This is a genomic window from Polaromonas sp. CF318, from assembly GCF_000282655.1.
GTDB lineage: Bacteria > Pseudomonadota > Gammaproteobacteria > Burkholderiales > Burkholderiaceae_C > Polaromonas.
Map to the genome: position 1 here is coordinate 1 of NZ_AKIV01000151.1, position 13381 is coordinate 13381.

Annotated in this window: 9 protein-coding genes; 8 read left to right on the top strand and 1 reads right to left on the bottom strand. The window is 57.2% G+C overall.

Annotated elements, in window-relative coordinates; translation table 11 throughout:
* Positions 1–254: 254 nt before the first annotated feature.
* Positions 255–1388 carry a TIR domain-containing protein gene (locus tag PMI15_RS24550; protein WP_007874976.1) on the bottom strand — a complete coding sequence of 378 codons (1134 nt, stop codon included), beginning with the start codon at positions 1386–1388 and terminating at the stop codon, positions 255–257.
* Positions 1389–1850: 462 nt separating this feature from the next.
* Here PMI15_RS24550 and PMI15_RS24555 point away from each other — a divergent pair, with 462 nt between their 5' ends.
* The 8 genes from PMI15_RS24555 to alaC all read left to right on the top strand — a co-directional run bounded on the left by PMI15_RS24555 (position 1851) and on the right by alaC (position 13301).
* Positions 1851–3752, top strand: coding sequence for a patatin-like phospholipase family protein (locus PMI15_RS24555; protein WP_007874978.1), 1902 nt, complete (start codon positions 1851–1853; stop codon positions 3750–3752).
* On the top strand, positions 3749–5539 hold the full coding sequence (locus PMI15_RS24200; RefSeq protein WP_007874980.1) for a pentapeptide repeat-containing protein: 1791 nt from the start codon (positions 3749–3751) through the stop codon (positions 5537–5539). Before PMI15_RS24555 ends, PMI15_RS24200 begins: the two co-directional genes overlap by 4 nt.
* 355 nt (positions 5540–5894) lie before the next feature.
* Positions 5895–7163, top strand: a complete 1269-nt coding sequence (urtA, locus tag PMI15_RS23530; RefSeq protein WP_007874981.1) for an urea ABC transporter substrate-binding protein — start codon at positions 5895–5897, stop codon at positions 7161–7163.
* Between the two features lie 234 nt (positions 7164–7397).
* A complete protein-coding gene (urtB, locus tag PMI15_RS23535; RefSeq protein WP_007874983.1) occupies positions 7398–8975 on the top strand; it encodes an urea ABC transporter permease subunit UrtB in 1578 nt (525 codons plus the stop codon).
* A gap of 14 nt (positions 8976–8989) precedes the next feature.
* Positions 8990–10117 carry an urea ABC transporter permease subunit UrtC gene (gene urtC / locus PMI15_RS23540; RefSeq protein ID WP_036840963.1) on the top strand — a complete coding sequence of 376 codons (1128 nt, stop codon included), beginning with the start codon at positions 8990–8992 and terminating at the stop codon, positions 10115–10117.
* Entirely contained in the window at positions 10114–10998 is an 885-nt protein-coding gene (urtD, locus tag PMI15_RS23545; RefSeq protein ID WP_007874990.1) for an urea ABC transporter ATP-binding protein UrtD, read from the top strand. Before urtC ends, urtD begins: the two co-directional genes overlap by 4 nt.
* 9 nt (positions 10999–11007) lie before the next feature.
* Positions 11008–11700: an urea ABC transporter ATP-binding subunit UrtE gene (gene urtE / locus PMI15_RS23550; RefSeq protein WP_007874991.1), complete on the top strand. Its 693-nt coding sequence runs from the start codon at positions 11008–11010 to the stop codon at positions 11698–11700.
* A gap of 398 nt (positions 11701–12098) precedes the next feature.
* Positions 12099–13301: an alanine transaminase gene (gene alaC / locus PMI15_RS23555; protein ID WP_007874992.1), complete on the top strand. Its 1203-nt coding sequence runs from the start codon at positions 12099–12101 to the stop codon at positions 13299–13301.
* Positions 13302–13381: the final 80 nt, after the last annotated feature.

Consider the following 13381-nt stretch of genomic DNA (forward strand, 5'->3'; position numbering starts at 1 on the left):
TGGTTATTTCTTGACTTCCCCGCCGCAGCGGCGGGAGCAGCGGAGTATTCGGTTGTTTGAGGAGTGGCTGGTGGCTGCGCTGCGGGGGTGAGGGTTTTTGCTTGGGCTGTACAGGCTTATGCCTGATCTGTTGCGTGCGTGCGATCTCGCGGGTCTTGGGATGCAGTCGATAACGCAGGGGTGACGTTCCGTCTAGGATTGGGTAACCGATTCCTGCGGCATGCTTCGGTGCATCGTCTGTTGCTGATTTTCAATCATTCAGATCTAGTGAGAGTATGCGGACCATCGGGGATTAACACGTCCAGTAGGTCATCGTATGGAATGTCAATGCCCCACGTTCCTAGCGCATATGCGGATACCTGATATGGGGGAAAAAGGACGGTGAACTTAGTTCGATCAAATGTGAATGCTCTGAAGTTTTCCCATTTTGGTCCAGCCCCTCGCCTCATCCACTCCCGGTCCGAGTCATCAGCATCGGAACCTACTCTGGCTTTAAATTCTTTTTCCAATTCGCTAAGGCAAAGCTGACTGAATTTTTGCAATCCAACTGATAAGTTTGAGAAAAAAAGTGGGAGCCCCAGAAGCGATAGATGCGGTAGAAGTGCGAAATTGTAGGTGCGGAAAAAAGTGTTTCCATGGGCCGCGCCAGCAAAGAAACTGTGATTTGAAAAAGACAAACTGAGCATTTTCGCGTTAACAAATGCTATGCCATAGCTGTCGTTAAGATCATCGCTACCCTTGTAGTGATCTGAACTAGCGCCACTGTCCCAAGACTGGGATCTAAATTCCGCAACTAGTTTCGCCGTTCGACCAGCAAAGATTACGGTTAATTCCTTTGCTTGAGTCTCTAGGAGTGCGGATTCAAAACGAGGCGCAAGAATGAAGATTTGGTGAGAGTGATCGGCCTCGTATGTTTCCTCGATCTTATCGGTGTAAATTCTGAATGGCCCTGCTTCTACTCCATCGCGCAACTCAATTTTTTGTTGCTCGGCTGCGAGATTGAGAGATGCGCGCACCTTAATCCAGGCGTCGGTGTGTCGAAGGTCGATGTGCTGGATGCGATCAGAAATGTGACTTGGTACTTCGCAAGACTCGAGTAACAGAGGAATCGCATAGATGTCACCAGGAAGCTTGTAACGCAACTTCTCCATCGCATCATTAGCTTCTCGTTGAACAAATCCTCGCTTAGTCACGCTTCTAGGGCTCAAAAAGAGGATCACTACATTTGCGTCCGTGAAGGCGCGCTCAATTTCTAAAGCCCAATTTTGACCGGGCAGTAACTTCTTGAAATCAATCCAGGGGTCAAAGCCGTCACTGAGTAGCCGGTTGTAAAACGGTTCGACGAGACTTCGGTCCTCACTTGCATAGCTTAGAAAGACTTTCAGCATAACTTTTCCCTCCAGATGAGCGGTGAGCTATTGGATGCTTGTAGTTCGTGATAGCCATGGGTCCCTCGGAACTGCCCGGGATATTCATCCCCTGATTCGTAGTACCGATGCGCATTGTTCTTCCTCGATAAATCCTTCCAAAATGTAATGGAGGAAGTGCGAATGAGCAATGTAGGCGCCGCTACCTCCAGTATCCGAGTTGCTAGGGCGATTGTCTCTCGCCACCAAACCAATTGCCGTACGTAGTGAACTAAGCCCCAAGATTTACTAGCGAGACGGATATACGTAGAAACCCATCCTCTGATTGAAGGAGAAGTGCTATGGCCTCCATGTAGAAGTTGAGGGTGGATCTGTTCGAACCTACTATTTCGTTGTCAGCGCAGACGCGCAAAGTCGGAATGCTCATGGCGTCCATCTATCCTAGGAATATCATCTACTCATAGTCAGAGAATGGGAGTGATGATGAAAAAAACACAATATGTTTTTGCCCTGTTCGAGGGAGGTGGGGCTAAGGGGATGGCTTACGCCGGCGTCATCAAAGCTTGCGCGGACTTTGGCATTCGTATTGAAGGGGCGTGTGGTGTCTCGGCCGGTGCCATCGCAGCCACCCTTGTGGCCGCAGGCCTCACTCCAGGAAAGATCTCCGAGTTGCTGGCGGTGTCGTTATTGGATATTTTGAAAACTGGACGAGGAGGCTTCTTCAGGAGATTCTTGGCTGATCTTAAGCTGCGGATTTTCGCCAAAGGCCTTAGTTCAAGTGAAGGAATTCAGCATTGGATCGAGTTCCAACTGAAGGCGGCTCTTGATTGCCCAAGCCCGGTGCTATTCAAACATTTACCTCGACCACTAGCAATCTTGGCCTACGATGCGCAGAACGGAAAAGCTCGAATATGGAGCACTCTGCGTACTCCGGAGGAAAGTGTTGCATTTGCCGTCAGGGCGTCATGCACCCTGCCATTTGTCTTTGCTCCCGTGGCTTCGCCTCCTTATAGCTACATAGATGGTGGCCTTATTGAAAACGCTCCTGAGTTCTTGATTCAGGAGCTCAATAGCCAAGTCGACTTGCACACGTTGGCCTTTCGCCTGCGGAGCAGTAACGTAGCAATCACACGGCCTCGACGATTTCAGACACCCTTGAAGAAGTTGATCGGGCAGATTGGCAGCTTGATCGATGCCAGAACTAACGTGGCTCGATCAATGCATCTGGATGTTCGTGACATTGAGATTGATTGTGGAAATGTAGATACTGCTGACTTTCATCTCACACCTAGCGAAGTAGCTAAATTGGCGTTGGCAGGCGAAAAAGCGATCAGAGACTACCGAGCTCAGATTGATACTTCGGAGGGAAAGCACGCTCAGGACACGGCGGTCCAGAACGAGACGTGGAGGCAGTCAAAGAAAAGACACGCTAACCTAGCTAGGACTGGTCGATTGATCGAGAAAGCCAGATCCACAGTTGAGATTTTTGCGGGGGATATATCTTGGCTGGAAGACCTAGCGCCTTACCTTTTAATGGCTTCAATTCGCAGCGTAAGGATCTCGCTTGTTACTCATGCTGCTGATCCTGATGCTTTGGAGTACGCGGGTAGGATAGGTGTGGCAGTTGGTGTCGTCAGCGAGAATCAGCCCCTAAGAGCGACCGTCGTTGATGGTGCGCTTGGCTACGGTGAGGCACTCATCGTTGAGAAGGAGCACGCCTCTTCGCCAATCTCATTCACCGAGTCCAACTCACCACACTTGCTCGCACACCTTCATCAGTCGTTTAGTTTTCTTTGGACCGCGTCGCGTAAGTGCCCTGTATACACGCCCATATTGCGTCCGCTGGGCCTTGATGAAATTAAAACATCATTACTTCGATTAAGTCAGTATCAATCATCGTCCATAACATTCGAGGAACTTCCGGCGTCGAAAGTGCTTCCAGCTTCCTCTTATGTCGAGACATTTAAGCTCGATCGCATAGAACGCGTTCAGAAGCTGTATGAAAGCGCCGCAACCAAGGAGGGCTACCACATCACTGGCACGCCGTGGTATTCAGTTTGGCCCGTCGTGGAGAGAAGGCCCGGTGGCACGCTTGTCGTGATTGATGGGACGCATCGATTCTTCTCGGCATATGTTAGTGGTGCATACATCCAATGCATTGTTGTTGAATGCGGTGAAGATTTGCCTTCTCGTCCTGCAGCTCATTGGAGTCTTGTTCGTATTACTACCGCCAAGCTTCCCCGAAATCTACGATACGACTCGTTTGAGGAGAACAACTTCAGGCAGATTAAGCGGCTGCTGGCCAAAAGTTTTCAGGAGAAAGCCGTAACAACCGCCTCCAATCTTGAACGTCTCCGTTCGCAGCAGTCTGGAACTGCAGCATGATCGGCCGTATTCGCCCTCGGCCGGCACGCATTGGCGCGAGTGACCATCGAGAGGCGCTGGAAGCCATCGTTCGCTCGTCATCCGACAAGATGCGGCAATTCTTATTCGCGTACCTTCTGTTGGTGGTTTATGTAGCCGCCGTTGTTTTATCGACCACGGACCGGCAGCTGCTATTGGTGGATCAGGGTTTGAAGCTGCCACTTATTGACCTGATAGTTCCGTTGCCAGGTTTCTATGTTGTAGCTCCATACTTCATCCTTTCGCTACATTTCAATTTTCTGCAAAACCTCACCAATCACCATGTAAAGCTCATGGCGTGGCGTCGCTCTTGGAGCGGTTTGGTACCGACATCGCGGATTAATCCTTTCATATTTGACTTTGCGTCACTGGGTGGATCTACGTCGTTCTTTCCCTGGGTAAAAGCCATTAACAGTTTTTTGTGTTTTTACTCGGCGCCTCTGCTGATCGTGCTTTTGATGTGGCGCTTCGCGGACTATCAGAGCGGTGCAGTTCTTTGTATGCACTTGTTGGCTTTGTGGATCGATGTCTACTTTGTGTCAAAAGCTCGAGCTGCATTTGTCATTACCACTAAAGGCGGAGATCCTTCTGGGGACACCGCTTCTCGTTTTTTGAGAGTTCGAGGTGTCATTCAGTTTTTCAACGCGCCATTTTCGGCAGGCCCCGATTCGTATTACTCAGTGCTCTGGGGTGTGTGTCTCTTTGTCGTGATGCTCAAAGTTCTGGTGTGTTGGGATGTATTCGTTCGAGACTGGGATGCATCTTTCTTGCGCAGATATGCTGCTCCAGTGCTGATGGAGATTCCAGATGATCGAACTCAAGTGAACGACCTATTCGGTTTGTTGCCGCGAATTGCAATTGACAAGACTGACGTGTTATTCAGGCCTGACGTTGCCAGGATGAAATTGCAGTCTGAACTCATCGGTGGAAAGAGATGGGAGACTGAGTTCGAGGGGCGTGGTATGTCGTTGGATCTACGGGGGAGATCATTGAGATATCTTTCCGTGCCGTATCAAGTATTGCCAAGACTCTGGGCGCAGCACGCTCACTTACAGGGTGCTAATTTTTCATACGCGCAGCTCAGCGGCTCTGTCATGGGGTCGGCTCAATTGCAAGGTGCTCGATTTGATTTGGCGAATCTGGATGGCTCCTACTTCCCAAACACGAATTTGCGAGGGGCCAGCTTGGCTAACGCTCGTTTGGCTGGTTCGTACATAGATCATGCGGCGCTGCAAGGAGCTGACTTGAGGGGAGCGCAGATGCAGGCGGTTTTCATGGCGGAAACGGAACTACAGGGTGCGGTTGTTGAGGGCTCCAATCTGTTAGGCGCATATGTCAATCGCCTCTCGGTTTGGGGTGTACTAGCGGGAGGAGAGGGCGCCACCGTGTTGACTGACTCTGATGGTCGAGTGCCAAAGATACTCCGTCTTCAACCCGACGCTTCAGAGGTGCGTCGCTGGGCTGCGGACATGCCGTCACTGGAGGACGAAAAGGGATACACCCGATGGATGTTGGGAGGTGACGCTGAGCAAGCAGGCGTCTTCTCATTGCGAGCCGACAATGACCTCGCCGTTAAGGAGATGTTTGCACTGGTTTGTGGCGATGACTCGGAAAGATTGTCACGTATTGCACTCAATAGATATCTTGAATTTCTACTGCTACTGGATCATCCTGCCTATGGCCAACTTTCGGAGGTGTTGCAATCAGCCCGTTGTTCTGGAAAATGGAAGCAAGGCGAACTCGCGTTGCGCCCCGTGAGCAAGCGGTAGGCGAGTCGATGGGCTTGGCACTAGTCGAATTCCGTCTTTCTCAACGACCCGAATGACTGCGGTCTGCAGATGCCGGAAGCGAACACTGACTATCAGTTGCTACATATCGCGAGTTACCAGCCAAAGATTGCAAAGCCAAAAAAGGAGCCTTAGATTCCGTAAGCCAGTGGATGCGAGACGCTCCAAGTAGCCCCCCACATACGCCACCCGGCGTATTCCCCAATCCCCCTCCGGTCCCCAGAATCCACTCATCGTTGCCCTAAAGCCTTGTTTTGCCTGGCTTTTCCGCAGCGAGATGCGATTTTTTAGTCCCTACCTACGTCCCTATACCTATCTACCGGAGAGAGGATTCACCATGACAACTCAACGTCGCTTCACCCTCAAGGCCATGACCGCCGCCGTCGCGCTGGCCGGCCTGGGCGCTTTCCCTGCCGCTTTTGCGCAAGACACCATCAAGGTCGGCGTGCTGCACAGCCTGTCGGGCACCATGGCCATCTCTGAAACCACGCTCAAGGACACGGTGCTGATGGCGATCGAAGAGATCAATGCCAAGGGCGGCGTGATGGGCAAAAAGCTCGAGCCCGTGGTGGTGGACCCGGCCTCCAACTGGCCCCTCTTTGCTGAAAAGACCAAGCAGCTGCTGGGCCAGGACAAGGTCGCCGTGATTTTCGGCTGCTGGACGTCTGTGTCGCGCAAGTCGGTGCTGCCGGTTGTGGAAGAAATGAATGGTTTGCTGTTCTACCCCGTGCAGTACGAGGGTGAAGAGCTGTCCAAGAATGTGTTCTACACGGGCGCGGCGCCCAACCAGCAGGCGATTCCTGCCGTCGATTATTTGATGAGCAAGGCCGGTGGCGGCGCCAAGCGCTGGGTGCTGCTGGGCACTGACTATGTGTATCCCCGCACCACCAACAAGATCCTGCGCGCTTATTTGAAGAGCAAGGGCGTGGCCGACAAGGACATCGACGAGAAATACACCCCCTTCGGCCACAGCGATTACCAGACCATCGTGGCTGACGTGAAGAAGTTCTCGCAAGGCGGCAAGACGGCCGTGGTGTCGACCATCAACGGCGACTCCAACGTGCCTTTCTACAAAGAGCTGGGCAATGCCGGCCTCAAGGCCAAGGACGTGCCCGTGGTGGCCTTCTCGGTCGGTGAAGAAGAGCTGCGCGGCGTGGACACCAAGCCCCTGGTCGGCCACCTGGCCGCCTGGAACTACTTCCAGTCCATCAAGAGCCCGGCCAACACCGAGTTCATCAAGAAGTGGTCTGCTTACGCCAAGGCCAAGAAGCTCCCGGGCTCCGACAAGCCTCTGACGAACGACCCGATGGAAGCCACCTACATCGGCATCAATATGTGGAAGCAGGCTGTTGAAAAGGCCAAGTCCACCGACACCGACAAGGTGATCGCCGCCATGGCCGGCCAGACCTTCAACGCGCCTTCCGGCATCGTGTCGAAGATGGACGAGAAGAACCACCACTTGCACAAGTCGGTGTTTATCGGCGAGATCAAGGCCGACGGCCAGTTCAATGTGGTGTGGAAGACGCCTGGCCCTGTGAAGGCCAAGCCGTGGTCTCCGTACATTGAGGGGAATGCTTCGAAGCCTGACGAGCCTGTCAAGAAGTAAGAAGCTACTGCGCGAACCGATCTGGGGCTCTGTGGTGCTCACCGTACGGGTGTACGGTTCCGCTCCTCGAACCCCACCTCGGCTCGCTCGCTACGCTTCTTCCAATCTTGACACCTTTGGGTGTCTTGGGCCCGGTTCTTGCTCTTTGCCTTGAACCGGCGCCCCACAAGGAAGTTGCAGTCTGGGCGCCCCACCGATAAGCTGGTGCGCGCCCAACCTACAGGTTCTTTTTCCATGCTGCTACGCCATTTACTTTTCTCCTTACTCACGCTCTTTGCCGCAGCCCACACCCACGCCTTGACCGTCGACGAGGTCAAGGGCATGGCCATTGGCGAGACGGAGGCGCGGGTGGAGGCCCTGGCCAAGGCGGCCGCGGTGGCGGATGAGAAAACGGCGGCCTTTATCCAGGCGCTGGCCGACGACGCGGTCAAGACCAAGGGCGACAAGGTCTATGTCGTGAAGGACGACAAGGCTTACGACCCGGTCACGGGTGCCGAGACACCGCTGCCGGCCGATGCCGAGGACGTGATCAACCCCAATTTGATGCGCAGCGAGATCGACAATGCGCTGGCGGCGCTGAAGCTCTTTTCCAAAGACGAGAAGCAGCGGCGCGATGCGATCAAGACCCTGGGCGGGGACAACGACGAGGCCCGCCTGCCGCTGATCGAAAAAGCCTATGCGGCCGAGACCGTGCCCGAACTCAAAAACCAGCTGGAGTTGATGCGCGCGGCCATCCTGCTGGGCAGCAGCGACAAGGCCAAGCGCCTGGCGGCGGCCGCGCAGCTGGCCGGCAGCAAAAACCCTGCGACCAAGACCGTGCTGATAGAGCGCCTGGGCACCGAGGCCGATGCGGACGTCAAGGTCGCCCTGCAGGCGGCGCTGGCCAAGGTCGAGGCTTCGCTCGAATGGGGCAACAAGCTGGGCGCGATTTTCAGCGGCATCAGCCTGGGCAGCATCTTGCTGCTGGTGGCACTGGGGTTGGCGATCACTTACGGCCTGATGGGCGTGATCAACATGGCCCATGGCGAGCTCATGATGATCGGCGCTTATGCCACCTATGTGGTGCAAGGCGTGTTTCAGAAGTACTTTCCGGGCCTGTTTGACTGGTATTTGCTGGCCGCGGTGCCTGTGGCTTTTATGGCTTCGGCGCTGATGGGCGCGGCGCTGGAGCGCGGGGTGATCCGCTTCCTCTACGGCCGGCCGCTGGAGACCCTGCTGGCCACCTGGGGCATCAGCCTGATGCTGCAGCAGCTGGTGCGCTCCATCTTCGGCGCGCAAAACGTCGGGGTGGAAAACCCGGTGTGGATGAGCGGCGGCGTGCAGGTGCTGGGCAACCTTTCGCTGCCCTACAACCGGCTGATCATCATTGTGTTTGCCGTGGCGGTGCTGCTGGGCGTGGCCTGGCTGATCAGCCGCACGCGCCTGGGCCTGTTTGTGCGCGGCGTCACGCAGAACCGGCCGATTGCCTCTTGTATGGGCGTGAACACCGCGCGTGTCGACACCTACGCCTTCGCGCTGGGCTCCGGCATCGCGGGCCTGGCCGGCTGCGCGCTGAGCCAGGTCGGCAATGTGGGGCCTGACCTGGGCCAGGGCTATATCGTCGATTCCTTCATGGTGGTGGTGCTGGGCGGCGTGGGCCAGCTGGCCGGCACCGTGTACGCCGCGATGGGCCTGGGTATCCTCAATAAATTCCTCGAAGGCTGGACGGGCGCCGTGCTGGCCAAGATCGCCGTGCTGGTCTTCATCATCATCTTCATCCAGAAGCGGCCGCAGGGCATCTTCGCGATGAAGGGCCGCTCGGCGGAGGCTTGAACATGAGCACCCCCATGGCAACTCCCAACACTGCGGCCTCCCGCGTGCAACTTCCCGCCAAAGGCCCGCTGCTGACGCGCGGCGGCTGGAGCGCTTTCATGATGGCGCTGATCGCCGTCTGCGCCATCGCCCCCGTGCTCAACCTCTGGGTGCCCGAGGGCAGCGTCTTCCACATGAGCACCTATGCGGTGGCGTTGCTGGGCAAGATCATGTGCTACGCGATCTGCGCGCTGGCCATGGATTTGATCTGGGGCTACACCGGCATCCTCTCGCTGGGGCACGGCGTGTTCTTTGCGCTGGGCGGCTACACCATGGGCATGTATCTGATGCGCCAGATTGGCCGCGACGGCAATTACAAAAGCGATTTGCCGGACTTTATGGTCTTCCTGGACTGGAAGGTGCTGCCCTGGCATTGGGCCCTGAGCGACAGCTTTGTGGCCACTTTGATTTTGATCGTGGCGGTGCCCGGGCTGGTGGCTTTTGTGTTTGGCTTTTTTGCGTTCCGCTCGCGCATCAAGGGTGTGTATTTCTCCATCATCACCCAGGCCATGACCTTTGCGGCCATGCTGCTGTTCTTCCGCAATGAGACGGGCTTTGGCGGCAACAACGGCTTTACCGATTTCAAGCGCATTTTGAACATCCCGCTGGCCACGCCTTCGATGCGCATGGTGCTGTTTGTGCTGACGGGGCTGACGCTGCTGGGCTTCTTTTTATTCGCCAAATGGCTGGTGGGCAGCAAGTTCGGCCGGGTGTTGCAGGCCATACGCGATGCGGAGACGCGGGTGATGTTCTCGGGCTACAACCCGCTGGGCTACAAGCTCACGATCTGGGTGATCTCGGCCATCATGTGCGGCGTGGCCGGCGCGCTGTACGTGCCGCAGGTCGGCATCATCAACCCCAGCGAGATGAGCCCGGCCAACTCGATTGAAATCGCCATCTGGGCGGCGGTTGGCGGCCGTGCGAGTCTCATGGGCCCGATCGTCGGCGCCTTTATCGTCAACGGCGCCAAGAGCTGGCTGACTGTCGCTTATCCCGAGTTCTGGCTGTACTTTCTGGGCCTGCTGTTTATCAGCGTCACGCTGTTCCTGCCCGATGGGGTGGTGGGCCTGGTGAAGAAGCTGCGCAAAGGCGGTGCCAAATGACCCCCGACCTGTTGGAGCAAGGCGCGCGCCGCGTTGAAGAGCGCCTGGCCGCGCTGCAAGCCGGCAAGGCCAATACCGAATCCGGCGGCCGCAGCGCCAGCGGCAGCCGCGTGGCCCACCCCGCCGGCGAGGTGGACGTCACCCACGGCCGCATTCTGTACCTCGAAGACGTGAGCGTGAGTTTTGACGGCTTCAAGGCCATCAACAAGCTGAGCCTGGACATCGCGCCCGGCGAGCTGCGCTGCATCATAGGCCCCAACGGTGCCGGCAAGACGACGATGATGGACATCATCACCGGCAAGACCCGGCCCGACGAAGGCACGGTGTTTTTCGGCAGCACGATTGATCTGCTGCGCCACAAGGAAGCCGAGATCGCCCAGCTGGGCATAGGCCGCAAGTTCCAGAAGCCCACGGTGTTCGAGCAGCTCACCGTGTTTGAAAACCTGGAACTGGCCCTGAAGACCAACAAGGGCGTGAAGCACTCGATGTTCTTCAGGCTGGACTCCGCCCAGAGCGACCGCCTGGCCGAAATCCTGGTGACGATTCACCTGGCCGACAGCGTGGGCCGCCTGGCCGGCAACCTGAGCCACGGGCAAAAGCAGTGGCTGGAAATCGGCATGCTGCTGATGCAGGACCCCAAGCTGTTGTTGCTCGACGAACCGGTCGCCGGCATGACGGATGAAGAAACCGCCCGCACGGCGGAGCTGTTTTTGACGCTCAAGGGCCAGCACTCCCTGATGGTGGTGGAGCACGACATGAGTTTTATCAAGACGATTTCGGAGGTCGTCACGGTGCTGTGTGATGGGGCTGTTTTGGCACAGGGCACTTTGGACCAGGTGCAGGCGGATGAGCGGGTGATAGAGGTCTACCTGGGGCGTTGAGGACACATCATGCTGAACGTCAAAAACATCAACCAATACTATGGCGGCTCCCACATCCTGCGCGACGTGAGCCTGGACGCCCACCTCGGCAAGGTCACGGTGCTGCTGGGCCGCAACGGTGTGGGCAAGACCACGTTGCTCAAATCGCTCATGGGCCTGGTGCCCATCAAGACCGGCACCATTGAATTCGACGGCAAACAAATCCAGGCCAGTACGCCCTATGAACGGGCGAGGGCAGGCATAGGCTTCGTCCCCCAAGGCCGCGAAATCTTCGCGCGGCTGACGGTGGAAGAGAACCTGCGCATGGGACTGGCCTACAAGAGTGCCGCGACGCCGATCCCGGCCGAGCTGTATGAGCTGTTTCCGGTGCTCAAGCAGATGCTGGGCCGGCGCGGCGGCGACCTGTCGGGCGGGCAGCAGCAGCAGCTGGCGATTGCGCGCGCGCTGGCGGCCAAGCCCAAGCTGCTGATCCTGGACGAGCCGACCGAGGGCATACAACCCAGCATCATCAAGGACATAGGCCGCGTGATACGCATGCTGGCCGACCGCGGCGACATGGCCATCCTGCTGGTGGAGCAGTACTACGACTTCGCGCAGGAACTGGCCGACGACTACCTGGTGATGGAGCGCGGCGAGTTCATCGCGCGCGGGCAGGGCAAGGACATGGAAGCCCACGGGGTGCGGCAGCTGGTGGCGATCTGAATCGGCTGGTCCCTGCTTTGATTCAAAGCCCGGTTTGCCTGGGCTTTTTTATGGGTGCTGATGCGGGGATATTTATCCGCAGATTTACGCAGATTTACGCAGATTAAAGACACGATTTTTTGTGCCTGGAGCTGGAGCTCCTGTCGCCATATTGCCCAATGGTGTCACATCCTTCATGAAAATCTTCATCTGCGTAAATCTGCGAAATCTGCGGATATGAATGACTCTTCCCCCAGCTGCGAACGCAGAATCGCAGCGGTCGCCGAGTCATGTGTGAGGGCGTAAATGCCCTGGCCTATTTTTCTGGCGCAGCTTTTCGGTTAGGATGCTTTCGGGCCGGCCCCATTGCCGGCCACGTCGCTCGGACGGTTCCGGGCGCTTACGTGAAAGTTCTTCCTATGTCCGCTTCCCCAGGCAAGCGCCGCTTTGCGCGCATTGACCGCCTTCCCCCCTACGTCTTCAACATCACGGCCGAGCTGAAACTCGCGGCGCGCCGGCGCGGTGAAGACATCATCGACATGAGCATGGGCAACCCCGACGGGGCGACGCCGGCGCACATCGTGGCCAAGCTGGTCGAGGTCGCGCAGCGGCCCGACACCCACGGCTACTCGGCCAGCAAGGGCATACCGCGCTTGCGGCGCGCCATCGCGCACTGGTACCAGAGCCGCTACCAGGTGGCGATAGACCCGGACAGCGAGGCCATCGTGACCATAGGCTCCAAGGAGGGCCTGGCCCATTTGATGCTGGCCACGCTGGACCGCGGCGACACCGTGCTGGTGCCGGACCCGAGCTACCCGATTCATATTTACGGCGCGGTGATCGCCGGGGCCGACATACGCTCGGTGCCGCTGACGCCGGACACGGACTTTTTTGCCGAGCTCGAAAAAGCCATACGCGGCAGCTACCCCAAACCCAAGATGATGGTGCTGGGTTTTCCGTCGAACCCGACGGCGCAGTGCGTGGAGCTGGAGTTCTTCGAGAAGGTCATCGCGCTGGCGCGCAAGCACGACATCTTTGTGGTGCACGACCTGGCCTATGCCGACATCGTGTTCGACGGCTGGAAGGCGCCGTCCATCATGCAGGTGCCGGGCGCCAAGGACATCGCGGTGGAGTTCTTCACGCTGTCCAAGAGCTACAACATGGCGGGCTGGCGCGTGGGTTTTATGGTCGGCAACCCCGACCTGGTGGCGGCGCTGGCACGCATCAAGAGCTACCACGACTACGGTACCTTCACCCCGCTGCAGGTGGCCGCCATCGCCGCGCTCGAGGGCGACCAGCAATGCGTGAAAGACATCGCCGCCCAGTACCAGGCCAGGCGCGACGTGCTCTACAAGGGCCTCATCGAAGCCGGCTGGCCGGTGGACTGCCCCAAGGCGTCGATGTACATCTGGGCGCGCATCCCCGAGGCCTACCGCAAGCTGGGCTCGCTGGAGTTCGCCAAACAGCTGCTCGACAAGGCCAAGGTGTGTGTGTCGCCGGGGATCGGCTTTGGCGACCACGGCGATGATTACGTCCGGTTTGCGCTGATTGAGAATGAGGCTCGCATCCGCCAGGCGGTGAGGGGGATTAAGGCTATGTTCAAGGCGGATGGGGTGAGGTAGGTTGCCGGGTCTTGCTCCGGCGGGCGCGTCCTTGTTCTCCTTATCTCCTCGGTTCTCTTGCTGAGGGCGGTTGGCCGGGG

Bases quoted from the DNA above. Each gene is read 5' to 3' on its own strand.
- PMI15_RS24200 (WP_007874980.1), top strand. From the start codon at position 3,749: ATGATCGGCCGTATTCGCCCTCGGCCGGCACGCATTGGCGCGAGTGAC.
- alaC (WP_007874992.1), top strand. From the start codon at position 12,099: ATGTCCGCTTCCCCAGGCAAGCGCCGCTTTGCGCGCATTGACCGCCTT.
- PMI15_RS24555 (WP_007874978.1), top strand. From the start codon at position 1,851: ATGAAAAAAACACAATATGTTTTTGCCCTGTTCGAGGGAGGTGGGGCT.
- urtB (WP_007874983.1), top strand. From the start codon at position 7,398: ATGCTGCTACGCCATTTACTTTTCTCCTTACTCACGCTCTTTGCCGCA.
- urtE (WP_007874991.1), top strand. From the start codon at position 11,008: ATGCTGAACGTCAAAAACATCAACCAATACTATGGCGGCTCCCACATC.
- urtA (WP_007874981.1), top strand. From the start codon at position 5,895: ATGACAACTCAACGTCGCTTCACCCTCAAGGCCATGACCGCCGCCGTC.
- urtC (WP_036840963.1), top strand. From the start codon at position 8,990: ATGGCAACTCCCAACACTGCGGCCTCCCGCGTGCAACTTCCCGCCAAA.
- PMI15_RS24550 (WP_007874976.1), bottom strand. From the start codon at position 1,388: ATGCTGAAAGTCTTTCTAAGCTATGCAAGTGAGGACCGAAGTCTCGTC.
- urtD (WP_007874990.1), top strand. From the start codon at position 10,114: ATGACCCCCGACCTGTTGGAGCAAGGCGCGCGCCGCGTTGAAGAGCGC.